The sequence below is a fragment of the Streptomyces omiyaensis genome (genome assembly GCF_014650895.1).
In the GTDB taxonomy this organism is placed as follows: domain Bacteria; phylum Actinomycetota; class Actinomycetes; order Streptomycetales; family Streptomycetaceae; genus Streptomyces; species Streptomyces omiyaensis.
In genome coordinates this window covers 162,998-188,267 of sequence record NZ_BMVV01000012.1, presented here as the reverse complement: position 1 = coordinate 188,267, position 25,270 = coordinate 162,998, and the positions used below count along the sequence as shown (strand labels likewise).

General features: G+C 74.9%; 27 protein-coding genes and 1 riboswitch. Of the genes, 13 read left to right on the top strand and 14 right to left on the bottom strand.

Annotated elements, in window-relative coordinates; translation table 11 throughout:
• Positions 1-8 precede the first annotated feature (8 nt).
• From IE287_RS21410 to IE287_RS21395, 4 genes are read right to left on the bottom strand one after another with little or no spacing between them, the layout of a single operon-like run.
• Complete coding sequence (locus IE287_RS21410; RefSeq protein WP_189850738.1) at positions 9-1,235, bottom strand: amidohydrolase family protein; 1,227 nt, start codon at positions 1,233-1,235, stop codon at positions 9-11.
• On the bottom strand, positions 1,232-2,527 hold the full coding sequence (locus IE287_RS21405) for an amidohydrolase family protein (protein WP_189850737.1): 1,296 nt from the start codon (positions 2,525-2,527) through the stop codon (positions 1,232-1,234). The genes IE287_RS21410 and IE287_RS21405 overlap by 4 nt, the downstream gene beginning before the upstream one ends.
• Before the next feature lie 21 nt (positions 2,528-2,548).
• Complete coding sequence (locus tag IE287_RS21400) at positions 2,549-3,433, bottom strand: SDR family NAD(P)-dependent oxidoreductase (RefSeq protein ID WP_189850736.1); 885 nt, start codon at positions 3,431-3,433, stop codon at positions 2,549-2,551.
• Positions 3,433-4,230: an acetoacetate decarboxylase family protein gene (locus tag IE287_RS21395; RefSeq protein ID WP_189850735.1), complete on the bottom strand. Its 798-nt coding sequence runs from the start codon at positions 4,228-4,230 to the stop codon at positions 3,433-3,435. The genes IE287_RS21400 and IE287_RS21395 overlap by 1 nt, the downstream gene beginning before the upstream one ends.
• A gap of 142 nt (positions 4,231-4,372) precedes the next feature.
• Here IE287_RS21395 and IE287_RS21390 point away from each other — a divergent pair, with 142 nt between their 5' ends.
• The 6 genes from IE287_RS21390 to IE287_RS21365 all read left to right on the top strand — a co-directional run bounded on the left by IE287_RS21390 (position 4,373) and on the right by IE287_RS21365 (position 9,969).
• On the top strand, positions 4,373-4,990 hold the full coding sequence (locus tag IE287_RS21390) for a TetR/AcrR family transcriptional regulator (protein ID WP_189850734.1): 618 nt from the start codon (positions 4,373-4,375) through the stop codon (positions 4,988-4,990).
• A 184-nt stretch (positions 4,991-5,174) separates the two neighbouring features.
• A complete protein-coding gene (locus IE287_RS21385) occupies positions 5,175-6,149 on the top strand; it encodes a DEDDh family exonuclease (protein ID WP_189850733.1) in 975 nt (324 codons plus the stop codon).
• 63 nt (positions 6,150-6,212) lie between these two features.
• The gene (locus IE287_RS21380) at positions 6,213-6,446 is read left to right on the top strand and encodes a metallothionein (protein ID WP_051787423.1); all 234 of its coding nucleotides are present in this window, start codon (positions 6,213-6,215) and stop codon (positions 6,444-6,446) included.
• 98 nt (positions 6,447-6,544) lie between these two features.
• Positions 6,545-7,390 (top strand): SURF1 family cytochrome oxidase biogenesis protein, encoded by an 846-nt coding sequence (locus IE287_RS21375; RefSeq protein WP_189850732.1) that lies wholly within the window; start codon positions 6,545-6,547, stop codon positions 7,388-7,390.
• Between the two features lie 34 nt (positions 7,391-7,424).
• Positions 7,425-9,209, top strand: a complete 1,785-nt coding sequence (locus IE287_RS21370; protein ID WP_189850731.1) for a glycoside hydrolase family 15 protein — start codon at positions 7,425-7,427, stop codon at positions 9,207-9,209.
• Positions 9,210-9,213: 4 nt separating this feature from the next.
• Positions 9,214-9,969 carry an SDR family oxidoreductase gene (locus IE287_RS21365; protein WP_189850730.1) on the top strand — a complete coding sequence of 252 codons (756 nt, stop codon included), beginning with the start codon at positions 9,214-9,216 and terminating at the stop codon, positions 9,967-9,969.
• Positions 9,970-10,046: 77 nt separating this feature from the next.
• Here IE287_RS21365 and amaP read toward each other — a convergent pair whose 3' ends face one another.
• Genes amaP through IE287_RS21340 form a run of 5 tightly spaced genes read right to left on the bottom strand, consistent with a single transcriptional unit; the run spans position 10,047 to position 12,380 of the window.
• The gene (gene amaP, locus IE287_RS21360; RefSeq protein ID WP_189850729.1) at positions 10,047-10,646 is read right to left on the bottom strand and encodes an alkaline shock response membrane anchor protein AmaP; all 600 of its coding nucleotides are present in this window, start codon (positions 10,644-10,646) and stop codon (positions 10,047-10,049) included.
• Positions 10,647-10,653: 7 nt separating this feature from the next.
• On the bottom strand, positions 10,654-11,322 hold the full coding sequence (locus IE287_RS21355) for a DUF6286 domain-containing protein (protein WP_189850728.1): 669 nt from the start codon (positions 11,320-11,322) through the stop codon (positions 10,654-10,656).
• Entirely contained in the window at positions 11,319-11,678 is a 360-nt protein-coding gene (locus IE287_RS21350) for an Asp23/Gls24 family envelope stress response protein (protein ID WP_229883626.1), read from the bottom strand. The genes IE287_RS21355 and IE287_RS21350 overlap by 4 nt, the downstream gene beginning before the upstream one ends.
• A gap of 6 nt (positions 11,679-11,684) precedes the next feature.
• Complete coding sequence (locus IE287_RS21345; protein WP_189850727.1) at positions 11,685-11,876, bottom strand: hypothetical protein; 192 nt, start codon at positions 11,874-11,876, stop codon at positions 11,685-11,687.
• A gap of 48 nt (positions 11,877-11,924) precedes the next feature.
• A complete protein-coding gene (locus tag IE287_RS21340) occupies positions 11,925-12,380 on the bottom strand; it encodes an Asp23/Gls24 family envelope stress response protein (protein WP_189850726.1) in 456 nt (151 codons plus the stop codon).
• Between the two features lie 124 nt (positions 12,381-12,504).
• Here IE287_RS21340 and IE287_RS21335 point away from each other — a divergent pair, with 124 nt between their 5' ends.
• A complete protein-coding gene (locus tag IE287_RS21335) occupies positions 12,505-13,149 on the top strand; it encodes a hypothetical protein (protein ID WP_308436877.1) in 645 nt (214 codons plus the stop codon).
• 21 nt (positions 13,150-13,170) lie between these two features.
• Here the strand turns inward: IE287_RS21335 and IE287_RS21330 are convergent, their stop codons facing one another.
• From IE287_RS21330 to abc-f, 3 genes are all read right to left on the bottom strand, one after another.
• The gene (locus tag IE287_RS21330) at positions 13,171-13,971 is read right to left on the bottom strand and encodes an enoyl-CoA hydratase/isomerase family protein (protein WP_189850724.1); all 801 of its coding nucleotides are present in this window, start codon (positions 13,969-13,971) and stop codon (positions 13,171-13,173) included.
• 133 nt (positions 13,972-14,104) lie between these two features.
• Positions 14,105-14,326, bottom strand: coding sequence for a helix-turn-helix domain-containing protein (locus tag IE287_RS21325; protein ID WP_006123601.1), 222 nt, complete (start codon positions 14,324-14,326; stop codon positions 14,105-14,107).
• 320 nt (positions 14,327-14,646) lie between these two features.
• Positions 14,647-16,245, bottom strand: coding sequence for a ribosomal protection-like ABC-F family protein (gene abc-f, locus IE287_RS21320; protein ID WP_189850723.1), 1,599 nt, complete (start codon positions 16,243-16,245; stop codon positions 14,647-14,649).
• A 279-nt stretch (positions 16,246-16,524) separates the two neighbouring features.
• Between abc-f and ypfJ the strand changes: the two genes are divergently transcribed.
• Together ypfJ and IE287_RS21310 are read left to right on the top strand one after the other, a co-directional pair.
• On the top strand, positions 16,525-17,418 hold the full coding sequence (gene ypfJ, locus IE287_RS21315; RefSeq protein WP_189850722.1) for a KPN_02809 family neutral zinc metallopeptidase: 894 nt from the start codon (positions 16,525-16,527) through the stop codon (positions 17,416-17,418).
• A gap of 67 nt (positions 17,419-17,485) precedes the next feature.
• Complete coding sequence (locus IE287_RS21310; RefSeq protein ID WP_189850721.1) at positions 17,486-17,884, top strand: VOC family protein; 399 nt, start codon at positions 17,486-17,488, stop codon at positions 17,882-17,884.
• A 22-nt stretch (positions 17,885-17,906) separates the two neighbouring features.
• Here IE287_RS21310 and IE287_RS21305 read toward each other — a convergent pair whose 3' ends face one another.
• Together IE287_RS21305 and IE287_RS21300 are read right to left on the bottom strand one after the other, a co-directional pair.
• A complete protein-coding gene (locus tag IE287_RS21305; RefSeq protein ID WP_373307873.1) occupies positions 17,907-19,349 on the bottom strand; it encodes a hypothetical protein in 1,443 nt (480 codons plus the stop codon).
• Positions 19,350-19,482: 133 nt separating this feature from the next.
• Positions 19,483-20,592 carry an alpha/beta hydrolase gene (locus IE287_RS21300; protein WP_189850720.1) on the bottom strand — a complete coding sequence of 370 codons (1,110 nt, stop codon included), beginning with the start codon at positions 20,590-20,592 and terminating at the stop codon, positions 19,483-19,485.
• A 374-nt stretch (positions 20,593-20,966) separates the two neighbouring features.
• On the opposite strand from IE287_RS21300, the gene IE287_RS21295 reads away from it, so the two are divergent.
• From IE287_RS21295 to IE287_RS21280, 4 genes are all read left to right on the top strand, one after another.
• Positions 20,967-22,241, top strand: coding sequence for an inorganic phosphate transporter (locus IE287_RS21295; RefSeq protein ID WP_189850719.1), 1,275 nt, complete (start codon positions 20,967-20,969; stop codon positions 22,239-22,241).
• A 28-nt stretch (positions 22,242-22,269) separates the two neighbouring features.
• Positions 22,270-22,491, top strand: a complete 222-nt coding sequence (locus IE287_RS21290) for a hypothetical protein (RefSeq protein ID WP_189850718.1) — start codon at positions 22,270-22,272, stop codon at positions 22,489-22,491.
• A gap of 159 nt (positions 22,492-22,650) precedes the next feature.
• Positions 22,651-22,732, top strand: a riboswitch (cobalamin riboswitch).
• A 54-nt stretch (positions 22,733-22,786) separates the two neighbouring features.
• On the top strand, positions 22,787-23,761 hold the full coding sequence (locus tag IE287_RS21285) for a cobalamin biosynthesis protein (protein ID WP_189850717.1): 975 nt from the start codon (positions 22,787-22,789) through the stop codon (positions 23,759-23,761).
• Complete coding sequence (locus tag IE287_RS21280) at positions 23,758-25,266, top strand: cobyric acid synthase (protein ID WP_189850716.1); 1,509 nt, start codon at positions 23,758-23,760, stop codon at positions 25,264-25,266. The genes IE287_RS21285 and IE287_RS21280 overlap by 4 nt, the downstream gene beginning before the upstream one ends.
• The last annotated feature ends 4 nt before the right edge of the window (positions 25,267-25,270 follow it).

Sequence of the window (25,270 nt, the reverse complement as noted above, 5' to 3'; positions counted from 1 at the left end):
CCGTCGGGTCACCAGACGCGGACCGACCCGCCCGGGGCGAACGCCGGGCTGGTGGCGCCCTCCGGGACCCTCTCCAGGGGGGTGGCGATCTCCTCGACGGTCGGGCCGTGGACGGCCGCGAGCCGGTCGAGGAGGGCGAGGTCGAAGCCGTAGACGCGGGCCGCGTTGCCGCCGACCATCGCCGCCACCTCCTCGCGGGGCAGGCCCGCGTAGGCGAGGCGGAGCCCCTCGCGGGAGTAGGGGGTGGTGCCCTCGTCGTGGGGGTAGTCGCTGCCCCACATGATCTTGTCGAGGCCGATCCGGTCGCGCAGCGGCACCTCGTGGGGGCGCATGAAGCTGGCGCCGACGAAGCAGTTGTCCCGCCAGACCTCGCCGGGACTGCGGCCCATGGAGTCGGCGAGGCCCGCGCCGAACTTCGACTCGGCGGTGACCGCCCGGCCCGCCGCCGCGACGAGGCGCCCGTGGTAGTAGTCCAGCATCTCCACCACGCCGGGGATCCAGCCGGAGCCCTGCTCGGTGAGGACCAGCCTGAGGCCGGGGTGGCGGCGGAAGGCGCCGCCGAAGACCAGGTGCCACAGCGCCCGGTGGGAGAACCAGGTGGTCTCCACCATGAAGACGGCCCGGGCGGCCGGCTCGTCGCCGAGCGGCGGGGAGGCCGAGCCGCCGTGGTGGTTCACCGGGACCCCCAGCTCCTCACAAACGGCCCAGATCGGGTCGTACGCCTCCGAGTACAGCTCCGGCAGTCCGCTGCCCGGCGGGGTGCCGGGGAGCAGGATGCCGCCGGTGAGGCCGGCCGCGTGGGTGCGGCGGATCTCGCGGACGGCCTCTTCGACGTCGTTGAGGAGGATCTGGGCGACGCCGGCCCGGCGGCCGGGGGCGAGGCCGCAGAAGTCGGCGAGCCAGCGGTTGTGGGCGCGCAGTCCCGCCCAGCGGCGCTCGAACTCCTCCCGGGTGGGGGCCGGGGCCATGAGGGAGGCGGAGGGGAAGAAGGGCGGGATGGTGTTGGGGAAGACGACCTCGGCGACGATCCCGTCCTCCTCCAGCTCGCGCAGCCGCCGGCCGGAGTTCCAGTTGCGGTCGGCGGTGTCGGCGAGCAGGTCCTCGTACGGGTTGACGTACGCGGCGGCCCAGGCGTCGAAGTCGTCGTGGAACCGCTTCTCCAGGTAGGGCCGGTAGTCGAGGAGGTCGGCGCCGGCGTGGCAGTCGGCGGAGATCACGGTGTGGCGGTCGGTCACGGGGTCACCCCCGCGTCCGGGCCCGTGACCGGGAAGTCGCCGCCGGTGAGCCAGTGGCGGCCGGTCGCGCGGGAGCGGGCCCAGGAGGCCTCGACGGCGGTCTGGTCGGCGGGCTGGCCGAGCTCGGCGGGGGTGGGGCCGATCCGCCGGGCGACCGGTTCCAGCTTCCCGGTGTCGAAGCCGAAGACCTCGGCGGCGGCCAGGCCCAGCATCCGCCGGGTCTCCGCCACGGGGATGTCGTGGAAGGTGTTCCGCAGCCAGGTGCGGGTGTTCGGCCAGGTGCCCTCGGGGTGCGGGAAGTCCGAGCCCCAGAGGATGGTGTCGACGCCGATCTCGTACCGCTGCGCCAGCTCGCGCCGCTTGGTGTTGGTGGCGCAGACGAAGACCTGCCGGTCCAGGTACTCGCTCGGCGGGCGCAGCAGCTCCGCGAAGGGCGAGAGCTTCTTGCCGCCGTGCGCGCCGAGGTAGAGCCGGTCCATGAACCAGAGCAGGTTCGGCAGCCACCAGCAGCCGGACTCGGCGACGCCGAACCGCAGCCCCGGGTGGCGCTCGAAGACCCCGGACCAGAGCAGGAACCACAGCGGCCGGGCCGGCCACCAGGTGACCTCGGAGACGTAGATGCCGAGGTGGTCGCCGTACTCCTCGCGGGGCGCGGCGCCGGAGTGGGTGAGGACCGGCATCGCGGTCTCGGCGGCGGCCGCCCACACGGGGTCGTACCGCCGGTCGTGGTAGGGCGGCCTGTCGACCCACATGGACGGGATCATCAGGGCGCCGAGCCCCGACTCCTTGGCCCGGTGGATCTCGGCGACCACCTCGCGCGGGTCGGCGGTGACGGGCAGCAGGGCGACGCCGCAGTGCCGGGCCGGGTCGTGGGCGACGAACTCGGCGAGCCAGCGGTTGTGCGCCTTGGCGCCCGCCATGCCGAGCTCGGGGTCCTGGTCGCCGGAGAGGCCGAGGCCGACGCCGAAGGGGGCGGCGGTCCGGCTGTCGACGGCGTCCGCGTCGGGGAAGACGACCTCGGCGGCGACGCCGTCGCCGTCCAGCTCCTTGATCCGCTGCGCGTGGTCCCAGCCGCCGCGCAGCCCCTCCTCGTGGTCGCTGAACCACTTCGACGCGAAGTCCTCGTTGCGCACCCCGAGGCGGGTCATGGCCTCGCGGCGGGCCTGGCGCCCGGCGAGGAAGTCGTCGAAGGCCCGGTAGTGGCGGGACTCCAGATAGGGCCGGTACTCCTCGGTGGGAAGCCCGGCGTGGCAGTCGGAGGAGACGATCAGGTACGGGTCCTCGTGGCTCATGGACATGGCCCCTCAGTCAGGTCAGTCGAGGATGAAGCTCTCCAGGTAGGACGGGTTCGCGCGGTCGAGCATCGACCGCGAGCGCGCCGCGATCTGCCGGTCGCTGTGCTCGCTCGCCGGGAGCATCCAGAAGCGGTCTGCCCTGATCCCCTCGACGACGTGCTCGGCGACCTCCTCCACCGGGGTGAAGGCGACCTCGTGGCCGGCCTCCTTCATGGCGGCCTCCCACTGGTCCAGGGAGCGGTACGGGGTCCGGCGCGGGCGCTCCTTGGCGTACCGCTCGGGCCGGTTGCGGTGCGACTCCCACAGGCCGGTGCGGAGCATGTGCGGTCCGGGGAAGAGCACGGAGGCGCCCACGCGCGCGTGCTCGGCGCGCAGGTGGGCGTAGAGCGACTCGGTCATGGTGACGACGGCCGCCTTGGTGACCGCGTAGACGGAGGCGGTGGGCAGCGGGGCGATGCCCCCGTCGCCGGAGGAGGTGTTGACGACGTGGCCGGGTTCGCCGCCCGCCAGCATGCGGGGCACGAAGGCCTGGATGCCGTGGAAGACGCCCCACACGTTGACGGAGAAGGCCCACTTCCAGTCGTTGGGCTCGTGCTCCCACATGCGGCCCTCGGCGCCGGAACCGACGCCGGCGTTGTTGCAGAGGACGTGGACGGCGCCGAAGGCGTCGTAGGCGGCGTCGGCGAGGGCACGCACCTGCTCCGGGTCGGAGACGTCGACGGTCCGGGCGAGGACCCGCGCCCCGTCCGCCGCCAGTGCGCCGGCGGCCTCGTCGAGCGGTCCCCGCTCCACGTCGCCGAGGACGACGGCGAGGCCCTCGGCGGCGAAGCGGCGGGCCATGGCCCGGCCGATGCCGCTCGCGGCGCCGGTGACGACGGCGACCTGTCCCTCCCCGAGCTCCATCAGACGCTTCCTTCCGGGGGGCCGTCGAGGATCTGCGCGGGGTCGTCGTAGCGCTGGTGGACGTAGGGCAGCAGCGCCTCGGCGGAGACCCGCTCGGCGACCCGGCCGCGCTGGTCGGAGGTCTTCTCGCCGAGGGTGATCTCGACGATCCGGCGGACCGGGAGATCGGCGACGGGGTCGTACATGGACTCGCGCAGGACGACGTCCCCGGTGATCCGCTCCAGCTTCCGGACCTTCTCCCGGCGGACGCAGTGGACCAGGACGGGGTCGGCGTCGAAGCCGGAACCCTCCACGCCGGGAAGGAACTTGAAGTAGAAGTCGGTCTTCTCGGCCGGCTCGGGCAGCGGCAGCGCGCCGGAGACGGCGCCGCGCACCTCGACGAAGGCGATGCCGTGCCGGGCGAGCCGGGCTCCCACCACGAGCCCGTCGCGCTCGACGACGACCTCGCCCAGCTTCTTCGGCTCGCCGAAGACCTCGCGGCCGCCGGCCAGGGCCCGCTCGTGGGTCATCGGCATGACCAGCGGGTACCAGCCCTCGGTCGCCCCGTGGGCGGCGGCCACCGAGACCGAGCCGGCGCCGAGCGGGTAGCCGGGCAGGTCGACCTTGCTGACGGTGACCCGGACCAGGGGGCGCCCGGTGGGCTTCAGCGGGGGCGGCAGGACGGCCGCCACCGCGTCGGGATCGGTCTCCCAGAGGGCGACCACGCCGGTGGACCAGATGTCGGGGAGCTTCGCGGCGGCGGCGCGGGCGGCGGCGGCCTCCGCCGCGGTGCGCGCCCCGTACCGTACTCGTGCCATGTCGTACCACCCTTCCGGACGGAGACGGCCGCCGGCCTCCCGGAGCTGCCGGGGCGACGGCCTGTAACACTGTTACACCGCTGTCGATGAAGGGTAAAGACGCGTGCGCGACGGGAATTGACGGTTCATCAGGGAGCAGTGGATGACACGCCGGACGCTCAGCCGCGAGGAGGTCCTGGACGCGGCGGCGGCCCTGGTGCGGGCGCACGGACCGGACGGGCTCACCATGCGCGGGCTCGCCGCCGCCCTCGACACCGCGGTCACCTCGATCTACTGGCACGTGGGCAACCGCGAGTCGCTGCTCGACGCGCTGGCCGCGCGGACGGTGGCCGACCTGGGCGCGATCCGGCCGCACGGGGCCGACCCGGCGGAGCGGATCTGCTCGGTGGCCCACGCCCTGCGCCGGGCCCTGCGCGAGCGTCCGCACCTGGTGGCGATGGTCCACGAGCGCGGCCTGACCGAGCGCATGTTCCTGCCGGCCCAGCGGGCCCTGGTCCGGGAGGCGCACGCGGCGGGACTGCGCGGCGAGCGCGCGGCGGAGCTGGTGCGGGCGGTCGCCTTCCAGGTCGTCGGGTACGTCCTCGTGGAGCGCAACCGCGAACGGGCCCCGGCCCAGTCGCCCGCCGAGGAGGAGCTGTGGGACGCCGAGACCGCCGACGCCGACCCGCCGCTCGCCCGCGCGCTGGCCGCCCCGGTGGAGACCGATCGGCTCTTCGCGGTCTCGGTGCGCGCCCTGGTCGAGGGGCTGCTGCGCCGATGAGGGCCCGCCCCGGGGCCGGAGGGAAACGCGGCGGCACGCGCGCGGGGCGGCGATCGGCGCCGGGCCCGCGCGCGGGGGGCGGCTCCGCAAGCGCGCTCCCGTGCGGCAGGCCACCCGGCGGGAGTGACATAGCGGACATCAGGGGCAGTGAGGGTGGGGCTGTCGGTCGCGGGCCGTATTCTCAATGACCATGCTCGACGACCGCACGACAGCAGCGACGTGGCCGGCCGCCTACCCGCAGGGGTACGCGGTCGTCGACGTGGAGACCACCGGTCTCGCCCGCGACGACCGGATCGTGTCCGCCGCCGTCTACCGCCTCGACGCGCAGGGGGAGGTGGAGGACCACTGGTACACCCTGGTGAACCCGGAGCGGGACCCCGGACCGGTCTGGATCCACGGCCTCACCAGCGACCTCCTGGAGGGGGCTCCGCTCTTCGGGGAGATCGCCGAGGAGTTCTCCGCCCGCCTCGACGGGCGCGTCCTCGTCGCGCACAACGCGATGTTCGACTGGCAGATGATCGCCCGCGAGTACGCCCGGGCCGAGCGGACCGCGCCCGTGAAGCAGCGGCTGTGCACCATCGCGCTCGCCAAGGAGCTGGCGCTGCCGCTGCCCAACCACAAGCTGGCCTCGCTCGCCGCCCACTTCGGGGTGGTGCAGCAGCGCGCGCACGACGCCCTCGACGACGCGCGCGTGCTCGCCGAGGCCTTCCGCCCCAGCCTGCACGCGGCGGCGGAGCGGAACGTCCGGCTGCCGCTCCTGGAGTGCCGCCCGCTCACCGAGTGGGCCTCCGGCCCCGCCCGCCCCGCGCTCGGCGCCCCGTCCTCCTACCGGGCGGGCGGCTGGCGCCCCTCCCGGAGGCGGCCCGCCTGCCCGTACCCCAACCCCGGCCGGTACGAGAGCGACAAGCCGCTCAAGCAGGGGATGCGGGTCGCCTTCTCCGGCGACACCTCCGTCGACCGGGAGCTCCTGGAGGACCGGACGGTCGAGGCCGGGCTGCACGTCGCCGGCTCGATCTCCCGCCTCACCAGCCTGCTCGTCACCAACGACCCGGACGCCGGCACCTCCAAGACGGTCAAGGCCAGGAGCTTCGGCACCCCGATCGTCGACGAGGCCGCCTACGCCCACCTGCTGCGGGACGTCGCCCCGGCAGACGGGTGACACCCCGCCCCCGGCGGGCGTGCCGCGCGGCGCGCACGGCCCCCGGGGCCCACCCTGTGGCGCATGGCACGTTGTGAGGTCTGCGGAAACGATTACGGCATGTCCTTCGAAGTGCACGCGCAGGGCGCGGTGCACGTCTTCGACTGCTTCGCCTGCGCCATCCACCGCATGGCGCCCATCTGCGAGCACTGCCGGGTCCAGATCATCGGGCAGGGCGTCGAGGTGGAGGGCAACTGGTACTGCGGCGCCCACTGCGCCCGCGCGGAGGGGAAGGCGGGCATCGTCGACCGGGTGTGAGCCACCCGGCCCCTTGTGAAGAAACGATCCTGGTCGGGTGACTCCGGTCACCCGACCCCTCTGCGGCCGCCCCGTGGGCGCAAGGGTACGGTCATGGGGTGTACCGCTTCCTGCTGTCCCGGCAGTGGGTGATCCTCACCCTCGTCGCCCTCGCCCTCATCCCCGTGATGATCGAGCTGGGCTTCTGGCAGTTCCACCGGCACGAACGCCGGGTCGCCCAGAACGCCCTGATCGCCGACAACCTGAAGGCCGCGCCGGTCCCGGTCGAGGAGCTCACCTCCCCCGGCCACGTCGTCCCCCGCGCCGACTACTGGCGCCCGGTCACCGCCACCGGCACCTTCGACACCGCCCACGAGGTGGTCGTCCGCCGCCGCACCTCATCCGACGACCGGGTCGGCGCGCACGTGCTCACCCCGCTGGTCCTCAAGGACGGCACGGTCGTCCTGGTCAACCGGGGCTGGGTGCCGGCCGCCGCCAACCAGCGCGACTACCCCGAGGTCCCGCCCGCGCCCCGCGGCGAGGTCACCGTCACCGGCCGCCTCAAGGCCGACGAGACCACCGGCGCCAGCGGCATCAAGGACCTCAAGGGCCTGCCGGACCGCCAGGTGATGCTCATCAGCAGCGGCCAGCAGGCCGAGCTGATCGGACGCGAGGTGCTGGGCGGCTACGTCGAGCAGACCGAGCCCGCCGCGGCCGACGGCTCCCCCGAGCAGATCCCCGAGCCGGACCACGACTCGATCGGCGCCCACATGGCGTACGCGGTCCAGTGGTGGCTCTTCGCCGCCGGCGTGCCGGTCGGCTGGATCGTCCTCGCCCGGCGCGAGAGGCGCGACCGCGAGGCCGCCGCCCGCGCCGCGGAGGACGGCGCCGGGGAGACCCCCGGGGACGCCCCGGAGGCCCCGCAAGGGGACGGCGCCGCGATCCAGGCCACCTCGCCCCGCTGATTGACCGCCGCCGCCGGCGGGAACAGCCCAGAGCGTGACCCGACGCATCGACGACTACGCCCTGATCGGCGATCTCCAGACCGCCGCGCTCGTCGGCCGCGACGGTTCGGTCGACTGGCTCTGCCTGCCCCGCTTCGACTCCGCCGCCTGCTTCGCCGCCCTCCTCGGCGACGAGGACAACGGCCACTGGCGGATCGCCCCCCAGGGCGCCACCACCTGCACCTCCCGCCGCTACGCCGAGGACTCCCTCGTCCTGGAGACCTTCTGGGAGACCCGCACCGGCAGCGTCAAGGTCACCGACTTCATGCCCCAGCGGGACCGCGCCCCGGACGTCGTCCGGATCGTCGAGGGGATCAGCGGCCGGGTGGAGATGGCCGCCGTGCTCCGCCTCCGCTTCGACTACGGCTCGGTCGTGCCCTGGATGCGGCGCTCCGAGGGGCACCGGGTCGCCGTCGCCGGGCCCGACGCCGTCTGGCTGCGCAGCGAACCGCAGGTGAAGACCTGGGGCCAGCAGTACTCCACCCGCTCCGCCTTCACCGTCGCCGCCGGCGAGCGGGTCGCCTTCGTCCTCACCTGGCACCCCTCCCACGAGCGGCGGCCCGCCCTCGTCGACCCCTTCGAGGCCCTGGAGCAGTCGCTCGCCGACTGGCGGGAGTGGACCGCTCGCTGCACCTACCGGGGGCCGTACCGCGCCGCCGTGGTCCGCTCCCTCATCACCCTCAAGGCGCTGACCTACGCCCCCACCGGCGGGATCGTCGCCGCCCCGACCACCTCCCTGCCGGAGGAGATCGGCGGCGTGCGGAACTGGGACTACCGGGCCTGCTGGCTGCGCGACTCCTCCCTCACCCTCGGCGCGCTCCTCGCCGCCGGATACGCCGACGAGGCCGCCGCCTGGCGCGACTGGCTGCTCCGCTCGGTCGCCGGCGACCCCGCCGACCTCCAGATCATGTACGGACCCGCGGGCGAGCGGCGGCTCCCCGAGACCGCGCTGCCCTGGCTCCGCGGCTACGCGGACTCGGTGCCGGTGCGGACCGGGAACGCGGCCGTCGAGCAGTTCCAGCTCGACGTCTACGGCGAGGTCATGGACTCCCTGTCGCTCGCCCGGGAGGCGGGCATTCCGCCCGAGCGGCACGCCTGGAACCTCCAGCTCAGCCTGCTCGGCTTCCTGGAGTCGCACTGGCGCGAACCCGACGAGGGCCTGTGGGAGGTGCGCGGCCCCCGCCGCCACTTCACCCACTCCAAGGTGATGGCCTGGGTGGCGGCCGACCGGGCGGTGCGCACCCTGGAGGCGGACCCCTCGCTGCCCGGGGAGCCGGACCGCTGGCGGGCGCTCCGGGACGAGATCCACGCGGACGTCTGCGCCAAGGCGTACGACCCCGTGCGGAACACCTTCACCCAGTCGTACGGCTCCGCCGAACTCGACGCCGCCACCCTGCTCATCCCCCGGGTCGGCTTCCTGCCGCCGGACGACCCCCGGGTGGTCGGCACCGTCGACGCGGTCCGGGAGGGGCTGACCCACCGGGGCTTCCTGCGGCGCTACACCCCCGACTCGGGCGCGGTCGACGGACTGCCCGGGCGGGAGGGCACCTTCCTCGTCTGCTCCTTCTGGCTCGCCGACGCGCTGCGGGCGACCGGACGCCGGGAGGAGGCCGTGGAGCTCTTCGAGCGGCTGGCGGGACTGACCAACGACGTGGGGCTGCTGGCGGAGGAGTACGACCCGGTGACGCGCCGCCAGCTCGGCAACTTCCCGCAGGCCTTCAGCCACATCGGACTGGTCGGGACGGCGCTCGCGCTGGCCGGCGACGAGGCGGCAGGATAGGGCCATGGATCTTGGACTGAAGGACCGCGTGTACGTCGTCACCGGCGCGACCCGGGGGCTCGGCAGGGCCTCCGCGGAGGCCCTGCTCGCGGAGGGCGCCCGGGTGCTGGTCACCGGGCGCGAGGAGGAGGGCGTCGCCGCGGCGGTCGCCGGACTGGGCGAGGGCGCGGCGGGCCTCGCCGCCGACAACGACGACCCGGAGACCCCGGCCCGGCTGATCGCGGAGGCCCGCGCCCGGTTCGGCGGCTTCGACGGCGTCCTGATCAGCGTCGGCGGCCCGGCGCCGGGCTTCGCCGCGGACAACACCGACGAGGAGTGGACGGCCGCCTTCGGCACCGTCTTCCTCGGCGCGGTGCGGCTCGCCCGGGCGTCCGCCGAGGCGCTGGGCGAGGGCGGGGTGATCGGCTTCGTCCTCTCGGGTTCGGTGCACGAGCCGATCGCGGGCCTGACCATCTCCAACGGGCTCCGCCCCGGCCTCGCCGGCTTCGCCAAGTCCCTCTCCGACGACCTGGGTCCGCGCGGCATCCGGGTGGTCGGCCTGCTGCCGAGCCGCATCGACACCGACCGGGTCCGGCAGCTCGACGCCCTCTCCGGCGACGCGGAGGCCTCCCGCGCCGCCAACGAGCGGGCCATCCCGCTGCGCCGCTACGGCACCCCGGAGGAGTTCGGCCGCACGGCCGCCTTCCTCCTCTCCCCCGCCGCCTCCTACCTGACCGGGGTGATGCTCCCGGTGGACGGCGGCGCCCGCCACGGCTTCTGAGCCCGGGGGCCGGATCCGGTACGGAAGGTCCCGCCGGGCGTGCGACGCCCGGCGGGACCTTCCGTGCGGAGCCCCGGTCAGTTCACGCGGCGGGCCCGGTGCCGGACCGCGCGGAGGCGGGCCTCGGTGGGGAGGGCGGCCAGACCCGCCGAGGCGCGGGCCCGGGCGAGCGCCTCGCCGCCGAGGCCGGTCAGCGCCTCGGCCGGGGAGGCGTACGGCTCCAGGAGGAGCGCGACGCGGGTGCGGGGGGCGGTGCGGCGGCCGGTGAGCGCGACCTTCGCCTGGGCCACGCCCTCCTGGGCGGCGGCGTCGGCCTCCAGGACGTCCGCCAGGGCCCGGCCGCGCAGCACGGCGGCGTCGCCGTCGCCGGTGTCGACCAGGACCTCGGCGAGCCGGCCCCTGCGGAACTGGGCGAGGAACCACCAGAGGGCGAGCAGGACGACGATGCCGAGGGCGGCGATGACGGTCGGCCACCACCAGCCCTCCGCGCGCCACCGCCGGCGGTCGGCGGCGGTCAGGAGCACGTCGCCGGGGCCCGACCAGGGCCACCAGGACGGGACGGGCAGGTCGAGCGCGGCGGCCAGGACGGCGCCGCCGAGGACGACGAGCAGCAGCCCGGCGAGGCCGATCAGGCCCCGGTCGACCCGCCGCAGGACGGCGGTGACGGGTGCGTTCACGGAGGCGTCACCCCTTCGTGGAGGGTCGGTCCACCCGGACGGTCAGCGCGGGCGGGCGGGCGAGTCCGAGCTCCTCGACGCCGTCGGCGAGGACCGACTCGACGTCCGCGCGGACGTCGTCGAGGGGGCGGAAGTGGGAGACGGCCCGGACGGCGACCTTGGAGCGGCCGACCCGGACCTTCACCGACTGCACGCCGGAGACCTCCATGGCCCGGTCGCGCAGGGCGAACGCGGCGGCCTCCCGGTCGAGTCCGGCCCGCAGGTCGGGGTGGGTGCGCCGCATCGGCAGGACGGCGCGCAGACCGGGGGTGGCCGCCAGGACGAGCAGCCAGACGCCGATCAGGACGGCGACGGCGGCGCCCACGAGGACGGCGGTGTCGTCGAGGGGCCGGGTCGCGAGCCCGTCGGCGAGCTCGCGCCGCCAGCTCATGGCGTCCCGGTCGGCCCGGACGGCGGCGACGTCGTACAGCAGCAGTCCGGCGCCGCCGAGGACGGCGGCGGCGAGCAGCGCGGCGGGGATCCGCCGCACGGACCAGAAGCGCCGGGCCTTCTCCGGGGCCGCACCGCCGCCGGTGAGGACGGGGACGCCCCCGCCGTTCGCGTCGCCGCCGTCCGTCCCCGCGTCGCCGCCCGCCGCGGTCTCCCGGGGGACGGGGGGCCGTTCGGGTGTCGTCATGCGAGCCGGCCCTTCCTCGCGGTGGGCGCGGTGCGCGCGGAGTGGAGGCGCTCGACGTGGACGGCGACCTCGTGGACCTCCATGCCGACGAGCTCCTCGACCCGGGTGCGGACCCGGCCGCGGACGGCGCCGCAGCGGCGGCCGACGTCCGTGGGGTAGTCGAGTTCGAGGCTGATCGAGATGCGGGCCGCGTCCCGGTGGACGACGACCGAGGCGTGGGGCGGGTGGCCGCCCTCCGGCACGCGGCCCAGGGCTTCCCGGGCGGCCTGCGCGGAGACCTTGGCGACCACCCGGTCGGCGATCGTGGTCGCGCCGCGCTCGCGCAGCGGCGGCCGTTCCGTCACGTCCGTGGGCACCCGCCGTCACCGCCGCCGGTCGCCGCGGTCGCGGCTCCGGAGGAGGTCGCCGGGTTCGAGGTCGCCGTCGAGGAAGCGACCGACCACGAAACCGACCGCGCCCAGGGCCGCGACCAGCAGGAACGCGCCGAAGCCGCCGAAGTACCCGGCGAAGCCGAGACCCATGCCGGCCAGCAGACCGACCACCGCCATGCTCATGCTGTACCCCTTTCCGGCCCCTGTGGGGCCGTTGCCCGTGCCCGCCGGCTACTGGAGCCGGGACTCGGGCTCGTCTTCCTCTTCGTCGGGCAGCTTCACGTCGCTGACCGCGATGTTGACCTCGACGACCTCCAGGCCGGTCATCCGTTCCACGGCCGCGATCACGTTCTCGCGGACGGCTCCGGCGACGTCGGCGATGGAGACGCCGTAGTCCACGACGATCTCCAGGTCGAGCGCGGTCTGCACCTCGCCGACCTCCGCCTTCACGCCCCGGGTGACGCCCGCCTTGCCGCCGCCCCCGCCGGGGACGCGGTCGCGGACGGCACCGAGGGTGCGGGAGAGCCCGCTGCCCATGGCGTGGACGCCGACCACGTCGCGTGCGGCCATTCCGGCTATCTTCTCGACCACTCCGTCGGCGATCGTGGTCCTGCCCCGGCCCGCGGCCGTGCCGCCGCCGCGCTTGGTCACCGAGACGTTCTCGCCACTGCGTTCACTGTCCGTCATCGAATTTCTTCCCCTTCTGGGATATTTCGGGGTTCTTCGCCCACACTAAGGGCGGTTCCCCGACACCGCTCCGTGTATACGGCAGGCTGGGGCAATGACGACGGGTGACGGTTGGAGTGCGGCGGTGCGCGACCGCCTGGCGCCGGGCAGGCTGCTGCCGCTCGGCACGGCGGCGGGGGCATGGCTCGCGGAGCGCGCGGCCCGGACGGTGCTGGTGCGGGCGGCGGCGGGGGTGCCGGGCGCGGTGCCGGGCAGGCTGCGGATCGGCGCGGCGGCGGAGGCGGAGCTCCCGGATCCGCCGTTCCCGGTGCCGCCGGGCGGGCTCGCGCCGGGGCCGCTGAGGATCGACGCCGAGTTCTCGGCGGTGGCGGCCGCCGGGCGGCCGCTGCCGGAGACGGCGCAGGAGGTGCGGGCGGTCCTGCTCGCGGCGGCGGCGGAGCTGGGCCTGGCCGTGACGGAGGCCGATCTCCGGGTGACGGACCTGCTGGAGGAGGCGCCCGCGGCGGAGCCCGCGGAGCCGCCACCGGTCCACACCGCGCCGGCGACGGACGATCCCGTGGCGGCCGCGGTGCTGCTGGTGCCCGGCGTGGCGGCGGTGACCGAGGCGCTGGGCCCGCCGGTGCTCCGCACGGAGGGGGCCGTCCGGGTGGAGTTCGCCGTGGCGGCGGAGCATCCGCCGGCCGAGGTGGCCCGGGCGGCCCGGGCGGCGGCGGCCGCGGCGGTCCCGGAGGGCACCGCGGTCACCGTCCTCGTCACGGAGGTGCGCTGAGGGGCCCTCGCGGGCGCGGCTTCAGTCGCCGAGGCCTGCGAGGTCGCGGAGGCGGCGGGCCTGGGCGGCGCGCTCGGCGACCCGCTGCTCCTCGTAGGAGCGGCCGGAGGCGCCCCGGAGCAGCGCCTTGGTCTCGACGACCGCGTCGCGCGGCGCGGCGAGCAGGGCGGCACCGAGGTCCCGTACGGCGGCGTCGAGCTCGGCGGCGGGCACGGCGATGTTGGCCAGGCCGATGCGCTCGGCCTCGTCGGCGTGGACGAAGCGGCCGGTGGCGCAGATCTCCAGCGCGCGGGCGTAGCCCACGAGGGAGACGAGGGGGTGCGTCCCGGTCAGGTCCGGGACGAGGCCCAGGCTGGTCTCGCGCATCGCGAACTGCACGTCCTCGGCGACGACCCGCAGGTCGCAGGCGAGGGCGAGCTGGAAGCCCGCACCGATGGCGTGGCCCTGGACGGCCGCGATGGACACGAGGTCGCTGCGGCGCCACCAGGTGAACGCCTCCTGGTACTCGGCGATGACCGCGTCGAGGTCCGCGTCGGAACCCCGTGCGAGGTCGAGGAAGGACGGCTCCCCGTCGAAGCCCTCGGGCGTGAAGGCCTGTCGGTCGAGTCCGGCGGAGAAGGACTGGCCCTCACCGCGCAGGACGACGATCCGCACGCTGCCCGGAAGAGACCGGCCGGCTTCCGTCAACGCCCGCCACAGAGCGGGAGACTGGGCGTTGCGCTTCGCCGGGTTGGTCAGGGTCACCGTGGCAACGGCGTCCTCGACGGTGAGCCGTACACCGTCCTTGTCGAAGACGAGCTGGGAGTCGTCGGGCGTGGTCATGGGGCGCCTCCGGTTCCGGTGCAGCACTGCATCCGATGCTAAGTGACTGCACAGTAACCATCCGGTCGGTCGCAGGACCGACCGGGTGCCCACCGGGGACGTCCCGATGGACCCGGTCGAGCCGCCCCCGGCGTCAGGCCGAGGCTGCCTTCTTGCCTCGTGTCGCCCCGCCGCGACCACGCAGCGTGACTCCGGATTCGCTGAGCATCCGGTGGACGAATCCGTAGGAGCGGCCCGTTTCCTCGGCCAGCGCCCGGATGCTCGCACCGGAGTCGTACTTCTTCTTCAGGTCTGCCGCGAGCTTGTCGCGCGCGGCGCCGGTCACCCGGCTGCCCTTCTTCAGAGTCTCGGCCACCCGTGCCTCCTCATGGGAAGTGCGCTCTGGACTTCTCATGATCACCCCTCCCCGTCGTCCTGGCCACCCATTCGACAAGGTCCGTCCTGCCGGGTTTGCGGACGAGTACCGCGTCCACACGACCGGAAGCCGTCATTCCGCACGGCCGGAACCCGACCCCCGAAGGAGTGGATCAAGGGATCGGCAGGTCAGCAGCGCTCGGGGAACAAACGTACGACGCGGACCCTGCCGGAAGGATTCGGCAGAGGTCCGCGCCGGAGGTACGAGACCGTCTCACTCAGATGATGGATCACCGATGAGCCGAATGATCCAGTCCGGACTCAGGCCAGGGCGACCAGGTCCGCGTAGTCCGGGCCCCACAGGTCCTCGACGCCGTCCGGGAGCAGGATGATCCGCTCCGGGTCGAGCGCCTCCACGGCGCCCTCGTCGTGGGTGACCAGGACGACGGCGCCCTTGTAGGTGCGCAGCGCCCCGAGGATCTCCTCGCGGCTGGCGGGGTCGAGGTTGTTGGTGGGCTCGTCGAGCAGCAGCACGTTGGCCGAGGAGACGACCAGGGTGGCCAGCGCCAGACGGGTCTTCTCGCCGCCGGAGAGCACGCCGGCCGGCTTGTCGACGTCGTCGCCGGAGAAGAGGAAGGTGCCGAGCGTCTTGCGGACCTCGACCAGGTCGAGGTCGGGCGCGGCGGAGCGCATGTTCTCCAGGACCGTGCGCTCCGGGTCCAGGGTCTCGTGCTCCTGGGCGTAGTAGCCGAGCTTGAGGCCGTGGCCGGGGGTGACCTCGCCGGTGTCGGGCTGCTCGACCCCGCCGAGGAGGCGGAGCAGGGTCGTCTTGCCCGCGCCGTTGAGGCCGAGGATGACGACGCGGGAGCCCTTGTCGATGGCCAGGTCGACGTCGGTGAAGATCTCCAGGGAGCCGTACGACTTGGACAGGCCCTCCGCCGTGAGCGGGGTCTTGCCGCAGGGCGCGGGCTCCGGGAAGCGCAGCTTGGCGACCTTGTCGGAGACGCGGACCGCCTCCAGGCCGGAGAGCAGGCGCTCGGCGCGCTTGGCCATGTTCTGCGCGGCGACCGTCTTGGTGGCCTTGGCGCGCATCTTGTCGGCCTGCGAGTTGAGGGCGGCGGCCTTCTTCTCGGCGTTCTGGCGCTCGCGCTTGCGGCGCTTCTCGTCGGCCTCGCGCTGCTGCTGGTAGAGCTTCCAGCCCATGTTGTAGACGTCGATGGTGGAGCGGTTGGCGTCCAGGTAGAAGACCTTGTTGACGACGGTCTCGACCAGGTCGACGTCGTGGGAGATGACGATGAAGCCGCCGCGGTAGGTCTTCAGGTAGTCGCGCAGCCAGGTGATCGAGTCGGCGTCGAGGTGGTTCGTGGGCTCGTCGAGGAGCAGGGTGTCCGCGTCCGAGAAGAGGATCCGGGCCAGCTCGATCCGGCGGCGCTGGCCGCCGGAGAGGGTGTGCAGCGGCTGCCCGAGGACGCGGTCGGGCAGGCCGAGGGCGGCGGCGATGGTGGCCGCCTCGGCCTCGGCGGCGTACCCGCCCTTGGTCAGGAACTCGGTCTCCTGGCGCTCGTACTGCTTGAGGGCCTTCTCGCGGGTGGCGCCGGAGCCGGTCGCGATCCGCTCCTCGTTCATCCGCATCTTGCGGATGAGGACGTCGAGGCCGCGGGCGGAGAGGACCCGGTCGCGGGCGAGGACGTCGAGGTCGCCGGTGCGCGGGTCCTGCGGGAGGTAGCCGACCTCGCCGGAGCGCGCGATGGTGCCGGCGGCGGGCTGCCCCTCGCCGGCCAGGCACTTGGTGAGGGTGGTCTTGCCCGCTCCGTTGCGGCCGACCAGGCCGATGCGGTCGCCCTTGGCGACGCGGAACGAGGCGTTCTCGATGAGGATGCGGGCGCCGGCGCGCAGCTCGATGCCGGAAGCGGTGATCACGGACAGACTCCAGGGCGGTGGGGATAGGGCGGATGACGACAGGTGACGGGCTGCGACGCCGCTAATGCACCCAGGGGAGGATGTCCCAGGGGAGAATGTCCATGCGGCCAGTCTATCCGGCGCCTGCAACTCGTTTTCGGCCACACGGGCGACGAGGGGACGATAGGGACTTTTCTCTCAGCGCTCCACGGAGGGAACAAAAGGGGCAGCACGCGAAAGACCGGCTGATACTCGGCGGAGGGCGGCGGTCTGGCCGCCGCGGTGACGCGGAGGTGGACCGTGCAGTTCGACGACGACGCCCGTCTGGACACCTCCGAGGTGAAGGACGTCCGCGGCAGCCGCATCCCCGGCGGCCGGGCGACCGTCGGGGGCGGGCTCGCCGCCTTCGTCGCGCTGATCCTCGGCCTCCTCTTCGGCGTCGGCCCCGACCAGCTGGGCCTCTCCTCCGGCGGCGAGGACCAGCCCGCCGCCAGCTCCTCCTCCGCGGCCCAGGTGGACCGGGCCTGCCGGACCGGCGCGGACGCCAACAGCCGCCAGGACTGCCGGACCGTGGCCGTCGTCAACAGCCTCCAGGACTACTGGCGCGGCGAGTACGCGCGCCGCGGCGGCACCTACGCCGACGCCTCCACCGTCCTGTTCACCCAGCGGGTGAACACCGCCTGCGGCGCGGCGAGCTCGGCGGTCGGCCCCTTCTACTGCCCCGGCGACCGGAGGGTCTACCTGGACCTGGGCTTCTTCGACGAGCTGCGGACCACGTTCGGCTCCAGCGGCGGGCCCTTCGCGCAGGCGTACGTGGTGGCCCACGAGTACGGGCACCACGTGCAGAACCTGATGGGGACGCTCTCCCGGGCCCAGGACGGGCGGACCGGGGCGGACTCCAACGCCGTCCGGGTCGAGCTCCAGGCCGACTGCTACGCGGGCGTGTGGGCGCGGCACGCGACCGGCACCCCGGACGAGTCCACCGGCCGGCCGCTGATCTCCCGGCTCGACGACGCCGACATCCGGGACGGGCTCGACGCGGCCGCCGCCGTGGGCGACGACCGGATCCAGGAGCGCTTCCAGGGCCGGGTGACCCCCGAGAGCTGGACCCACGGCTCGGCCGAGCAGCGCCGGCAGTGGTTCCACACGGGCTACCGGACGGGCGACATGGCCCGGTGCAACACCTTCGGCTGATTGTCGGTGCCGCCTGCGAGACTGTGTCCCAGGTCACATCGGGACCGACCGAGAGGGAGTGAGCGGGATGTCCGAGGCACCCGACGTCTGCCCGGCGCTGAAGTACCGGGACGCCAAGGCGGCGATCACCCTGCTGACCGAGGCCTTCGGCTTCACCGCCACCGCGGTGTACGAGGGCGAGGACGGCCTGGTCGCGCACGCCGAGCTGAGCTACGGCAACGGCACGGTGATGCTCGGCAGCAGCGGCACCGACGGCGTCTTCGACCGGGCGATGGGCGCGGGCGGCCCGGTGGGGGTCTACGTCCGCGTCCGGGACGTGGACGAGCACCACGCCCGGGCCGTCGCCCACGGCGCGGAGATCGTGATGCCGCCCACCGACCAGGAGTACGGCTCCCGGGACTACCTGGCGAAGGACGCCGAGGGCAACGTGTGGAGCTTCGGCACGTACACCCCCGGCGGCGACTGACCCCAGCGCCGCGCGCCCGCGGTCAGTCCCCCCCGGTGTGGACCTGGAAGGCGGCCCGGCGGACCGCCTTCGCCAGGGCCGGGTCCGGGTGGGCGGCGGCCAGCGCCACCAGCACCTGCACGGTCCTCGGATGACCCACCGCCCGCACCTCGTCGAGCAGCGCGGGCACCGTGCCCTGCACGGCCGAGTCCAGGTGCCGCACCAGCAGCTCGCTCTCGCCGTGGTCGGCGACGGCGGCCGCGGTGTCCACCCACAGCCAGGTCGCCTCCTCCCGGGTGAGGACCTCGGGGGCGTCGTCCGGGTCGGTCCCGTCGTACTCGGCGAGCCACAGCAGCGCGTAGGGGCGCAGCGAGGCCTCGGCGACCGCGGCGCGGACCTCCGCCTCGGCGGGGGCGCCGACGACCCGCAGCGCCTCGAAGGCGAGCCCGCGCAGCAGCGCGTCCTCGCCCCGGGCGGCGGCGAGGAGTTCGGCGACCGCGCCGGCGAGCGGGCGGGCCGCGAGCCAGGCGCGGTACTCGTCACGGGCCGGTCCCGGGGTGAGCCGGGCGCAGCCGCGGAGCATGTCGGCCGCGGACTGCTCGATGTTCCCCGCGGGGCTCTGCGCGGCCACGCAGATCTGCTCCAGCTTGACCCAGACCGCCCAGTTGCCGAGCGGGGTCAGGTTCGCGTGACGTCCCTCCGGGCCGGCCGCGGGGTCCAGGGTGAGCGCGCCGACCTCGGCGAGGCCCTCCAGGGCCCAGTCCAGGAGGGCGGGCAGCCGCTCGGCGGGGGCGGGCGGGGCGGTCCGCCCGGGGGCGCCGTCGCCGGGCACCTCGCAGCGCTCCTCGCGGAGTTCGTCCACGCGCTGGCCCAGGAGGTCGAGCAGGACGGGGACGAGGACCGGACCCTGCGAGAGCTGGAGCAGCGACAGGACCTGCGGGACCGCCTCCACGACCTCGGCGACCGCGCCCGGCGCCACGCCCTCGGGGGCGGGGTGGACCAGGGACCAGGCGTCGAGGAGCGCGACCCAGCCGCGGAGCACCGCGGAGTCGTCCCGGTCCCAGGCCTGGAGCCGCCAGCCGGGGCGGACCGTGGCGCCGTGCAGCTCGACGAGGCCGGCGAGCCGGGCCCGGTCCCAGCCGGCCCGGACCCGAGCCGGTGTCAGGTCCAGCTCGGCGGCGGCCCGTTCGGCCGCGGTCGGGCCGTCGAGCGGGGCGGAAGCGGAGGCGCCGGCGGCGACCGCGCGGGGACCCGCCTGGGGGCCGCGCGGCGTGGCGGCCCAGCGGGCGATCCGTACGGCGTCGGCGAGGACGAGCCGCGCCTGCCGGGCCAGCTCCGCGCGGGGCGGGGTGCCCTCGGGCGGCCTCGGGGCAGGCCGGGTGCGCCGCGTCGTCGCGGCCCGTCGGGCGGTGGCCAGCGACCGCGGACGGACGAGTCGGAGTCTGGAGTTGCGCGCCAATGGTTCATCGGGCTTTCGAGACGTCACGGGGGCAGTCTTCCCGCTGACGGCCCGAAAGCCCAATCGGAATCCGCCACGCCGAGCCGGACCCGGCCGGCGGGCGGGGCGCGGCGCCGCGGGGCGGCGCCCTCCGGCGGAGCCGCCGGTGCGGGCGCGCGGCTCAGAGCAGGGGGGTGAGGTAGCGGCGGAGGGCTTCCTCGTAGCGGACGGGGTCGGCGTTCCACATGGCCGTGTGGGGGGCGTGGCGGACGGGGAGGAGGGTGACCAGGTCGGGTCGGCGCGCCGCCAGTTCGACGGAGGGCTCCCAGGGGGCGATGGTGTCGTCGGGGCCGTGGGCCAGCAGGACCGGGACGCCGAGGTCCGCCGTGTGGTCGGGGTGCGGGCCGGTGCGGCCGAGGGCGGCGCGGACGGCGAGCGGGACGAGGGGGGCGGGGACGCCCCGCGCGGCGGCGAGGTTGCGGACGGTCGCCTCCCAGTCGAGGACCGGGGAGTCGAGGACGAGGCCGGCGATCCGGTCGCGCACCCCCGACTCGGCGGCGGCCCGCAGCGCCATGGTGGCGCCGGTGCCCCAGCCGTGCAGGACGATCTTGCCCGCGCCGCGCCGGACCGCGTAGCGGAGCACCGCGTCGACGTCGCGCCACTCGGTGTCGCCGAGCTGGGCGAGGCCGTCCGCGGGCGAGGGGGCGCCCTCGTCGCCGCGGTAGGCGGGGACGAGGACGGGGACGCGTCGCCGGGCGTAGAAGGGGACGAGGTTCAGCGCGTGCTCGCGGCCGGCGGTGAGGCCGTGCAGGGCGACCACCCAGGTGGCGCGGGGGCCGGTGACGAGCCAGGCCGGGAGGGGGCCGAGCTCGCCGGGGATCTCGACGTCCTCGTGGGGCAGGCCGAGGGCGGTCTCCGGGGTGCCGATGTGCAGCTGGGGCGTGAGGCGCACGCGGCTGCCGGGACCGAGCGCGCCGCGCTCGACGCGTTCGAGGCGGCGGACGACGGTGTCGGCGGTGTGCGGGACGCGGTCGAGGACGGGTCCGGTGACCGCGTGCAGGCCGGGTGCCGTCATGCCGTACGTGCCGGGGCGCAGCGAGGCGAGGCTGCGGGTGAGGGTGACCCGCTCGGGCCCCGTGGCGTGCACGGTGAGTCTGGGGTCGCCGGGGAGGGGCCGTCCGGACGCGCCCCGGAGGGCGACGCCGCTCGCGTGGCGGCCGGCCGCCACAACGGCCGCGCCGACACCGATCAGGGTGGTGACGGCCGCTGCCGTCGCTGTAGCCGGGCGCACTCCCCCAGTCTCGGCACGGGACGGCGGGGCTGCCACCGGGAAGGGGCCGGGCGGGTCCCCGCGCCCCTCCGGGGGGGTGCCCCGGGAGGGTGACGAGGGTCTCCCCCGGGGGTGCCCCGTGCGGATGAAACCGTCCAGGGCGTGGAACGCGCCGATCGGGAGGGAAGGCGGCTTGGGTCCGGTGCGTCCCGTGAGAGGCGGGATTACCCGGGGTTGCGGGGTGACCGGATGGTGGACACGGAGGCCTCCGGGAGGCTAAGCGGAATCTCACGACACCGGTTCGGGACACCGTGATGCCCTGCCCAGTTCACCTTCCGTTCACTCAGGTTGCCTACGTTCGTCCAGCCACTGACGTCAAACGATTGCCTGGGTAAATGGAACACATCACGCTGCTGCTCGCCATTGTGGTCGTGACAGCTCTCGTGTTCGATTTCACGAACGGTTTCCACGACACCGCCAACGCGATGGCCACGACCATCTCGACCGGTGCACTCAAGCCCAAGACGGCGGTGGCCATGTCCGCCGTGCTGAACCTGGTGGGCGCGTTCCTGTCCGTCGAGGTCGCCAAGACGATCTCCGGCGGGATCATCAACGAAGAGGGCATCCGCACGGAAGTGATCTTCGCGGCCCTCGTCGGCGCCATCCTGTGGAACCTGCTGACCTGGCTCCTGGGTCTGCCGTCCAGCTCCTCCCACGCCCTCTTCGGCGGCCTCATCGGCGCCGCGGTCATGTCGGCCGGCTGGTCGGCCGTGAACGGCTCCACCATCGTTACCAAGGTCCTCATCCCGGCCGTGGCGGCGCCGCTCGTCGCCGGCCTCGCCGCGATGGCCGCGACCAAGCTGACGTACAAGATCAAGGCGAACCCGGAGGCCAAGGCGACCGCCAAGGGCTACCGGGCCGGCCAGATCGCCTCCGCCGGTCTCGTCTCCCTCGCCCACGGCACCAACGACGCCCAGAAGACGATGGGCATCATCACCCTCGCCCTGGTCACGCAGGGCGTCGTCGCCCCCGGCTCGAACCCGCCCCTGTGGGTCATCGTCTCCGCCGGTGTGGCCATCGCGCTCGGCACCTACCTCGGCGGCTGGCGCATCATCCGCACCATGGGCAAGGGCCTCACCGACCTCCAGCCGCAGCAGGGCTTCGCCGCCCAGACCAGCGCCGCGACCGTCATCCTGGCCTCCTCGCACCTCGGCTTCTCCCTCTCCACCACCCAGTCCTGCTCGGGTGCCGTGATGGGCGCCGGCCTCGGCCGCAAGGGCGGCGTCGTCCGCTGGTCGACCGCCACCCGGATGTTCGTCGCCTGGGGCCTGACCCTCCCGGCCGCCGGCCTCGTCGGCGCCGGCGCCGAGTTCCTCACCAAGCAGGGCCCCTGGGGCATCGCCGCCACGGCGTTCGTCCTGGTCGGCGGCTCGGCCGTGATCTGGGTGCTCTCCCGCCGCGAGCCGGTCGACCACAACAACGTGAACGGCGACGACCTCGGCGGCCCGGACTCCGGCACCCCCGGCGTCGTGACCACGGCCATCGCGGCCGTCGCCCCGCCGCCGGCCGGCTCCGTCGCCGCCGTCGCGGACGACGGTCTCAAGACCACCATCCACGCGCCGGGTCCGAACGACCCCGCCGCTCCCCCGGCCCCCGCCGCCGCGGTCTGAGCCCCCTAAGGAAACGGGAACCCAAGCCATGAAGATCGACTGGGCAGCTCTCGGCTCCGTCTTCGGAGTCAGCCTCGTGGCGACCGTCGCCCTCGTGGGCCTCTTCACCCTCGGGATCGTCGGCCTCACCAAGCAGGAGGAGGCCGCGGCCTCCGGAGGCTCCGCGACCCTCGCCCGCACCGGCGCCTACGCGTGCTTCGCGCTCTGCGCGGCGGCCGTCGCCTACGGGATCTACCTCATCGTCGTCTGATCCACGGCGCTCCGGGGCCGGGCCCGCACCTCGTGGAGAGGGCGGGCCCGGCCCTCGTGTCTGTGGCGCTCCGCACAGTGACCCGTCGCAGGTCAAGGGTGAGTTGACGGCCCTTCGCGGGGCGTGGTGGACTGCCGGGGCCAATACGGCGGCAATGGAGAGGAAGCCCGGTGCGATTCCGGCGCGGTCCCGCCACTGTGACCGGGCCCGGCGGACAGCCGGGACCGGGAGTCAGGAACTCTCGCCGCCGGTCACGTCGACCCAGGGCGCGGACCCTGAGTGAGGACACGCCGCCATGCCCGGCCGCATCCCCGTGGCTTCCCGAGCCACCGCAGTCTTCGCGTACGGAGCGGCCGCCGGCCTCGCCGTCGACCTGGTCCTCGGCGACCCGCGCCGCGGCCACCCCGTCGCCGCCTTCGGCCGGGCCGCCGCCGCCGTCGAGGAGCGCCTGTGGCGCGACGACCGCGGCCGGGGCGCCCTGCACACCGCCGTCTGCGCGGGCGGTGCCGCCGCCGCCGGGGTGCTGGCCGCCCGCGCGGTGCGCCGCAGCCGCACCGCGTCCGCCGCGCTGACCGCCGCCGCCGTGTGGGCCGTCGTCGGCGGGACCACCCTGGGCCGGGAGGCCCGGGCCATCGGCGGGGCGCTCGCCGCCGGCGACCTGGAGGTCGCCCGGGAGCGGATGCCGCACCTCGTCGGGCGCGACCCGGAGTCCCTGGACGGGCCCGCCATGGCCCGCGCGGTCGTCGAGTCCGTCGCCGAGAACACCTCCGACGCCGTCGTCGGCGCCCTCGTCTGGGGCGCCGTCGCGGGCGTGCCCGGCCTGGTCGGCTTCCGGGCGGTCAACACGCTCGACGCCATGGTCGGCCACAAGTCCCCCCGCCACCTCCGCTACGGCTGGGCCTCCGCCCGCCTCGACGACCTGGCCGGCTGGCCCGGCGCACGGCTCACCGCCGCCCTCGCGGCCCTCGCGGGCCGGGACCCGCGCGGGGCCGTGCGGGCCTGGCGCTCCGACGCGGGGAAGCACCCGAGCCCCAACGCCGGCCCGGTCGAGGCCGCGTTCGCGGGAGCGCTCGGAGTACGGCTCGGGGGCACGCTCTCGTACGGCGGGCGGGTCGAGCACCGGCCCGTCCTCAACGGCGAGGGGCGGCCCGTCGAGGTCGCCGACATCGACCGGGCCGTCCGGCTCTCCCGCCGGGTGACCTGGCTGACCCTGGCCGTCTGCGTGGGCGGCCGGATCCTGACGGACACGGTGAAGCGGAGGACGAAGTGAGAGGTGGGGGGCTGCTCGTCGCCGGGACGACCTCGGACGCGGGCAAGAGCGTCGTCACGGCGGGCATCTGCCGCTGGCTGGTCCGCCGGGGCGTCAAGGTGGCGCCGTTCAAGGGACAGAACATGTCCCTCAACTCCTTCGTCACGCGGGAGGGCGCCGAGATCGGCCGCGCCCAGGCCATGCAGGCGCAGGCCGCCCGCGTCGAGCCGACCGCGCTGATGAACCCGGTGCTGCTCAAGCCCGGCGGCGACCGGTCCAGCCAGGTCGTCCTCATGGGCAGGCCGGTCGGCGAGATGAGCGCCAGGGGCTACCACGGCGGTCGGCAGCAGGCCCTCTTCGAGCCCGTCCTCGCCTGCCTGGAGGAGCTGCGGGCCACCCACGACGCGGTGATCTGCGAGGGCGCGGGCAGCCCCGCCGAGATCAACCTGCGGCGCACCGACATCGTCAACATGGGCATCGCGCGGGCCGCGCGGCTCCCCGTGGTGGTGGTCGGCGACATCGACCGGGGCGGGGTCTTCGCCCAGTTCTTCGGCACGACGGCGCTGCTCGCCCCCGAGGACCAGGAGCTGATCGCCGGGTACCTGGTGAACAAGTTCCGGGGCGACGTGACGCTGCTGGAGCCCGGCCTCGACATGCTGCACGGGCTGACCGGGCGCCGGACCTTCGGCGTCCTGCCGTACGCGCACGGGCTCGGCATCGACGAGGAGGACGGCCTGCGGGTCTCGCTGCGGGGCACCGTCCGCGAGTCCGTCGTGGCGCCGCCGCTCGGCGCCGACGTGCTGCGGGTCGCCGTCTGCGCCGTCCCCCTGATGTCGAACTTCACCGACGTCGACGCGCTGGCCGCCGAGCCGGGCGTGATCGTGCGGTTCGTCGACCGGCCGGAGGAGCTGGCCGACGCGGACCTGGTCGTCGTGCCCGGCACCCGCGGCACGGTCGGGGCCCTGGCCTGGCTGCGCGAGCGGGGCCTCGCCGGCGCGATCGCCCGGCGGGCCGCGGAGGGACGCCCGGTGCTGGGGATCTGCGGCGGCTTCCAGGCGCTGGGCGAGCACATCGAGGACGAGGTGGAGTCGAGGGCCGGCTCCGTCGACGGCCTCGGCCTGCTGCCCGTGCGGGTCCGGTTCGCCCGCGAGAAGACCCTCGCGCGGCCGGTCGGCGAGGCGCTCGGAGAGCGGGTCGAGGGATACGAGATCCACCACGGCGTCGCGGACGTGCGCGGCGGGGAGCCCTTCCTCGACGGCTGCCGGGTAGGCGCCGTCTGGGGCACCCACTGGCACGGCTCCCTGGAGAGCGACGGCTTCCGCCGCGCCTTCCTGCGCGAGGTCGCGGCCGCCGCCGGCCGGGCCTTCGTCCCCGCCCCCGACACCTCCTTCGGCACCCTGCGCGAGGAGCAGCTCGACCGGCTCGGCGACCTGATCGAGGAGCACGCCGACACGGACGCGCTGCTGCGGCTCGTCGAGGAGGGCGCCCCGAAGGGGCTGCCGTTCGTCCCGCCGGGGGCGCCGTGAGCGT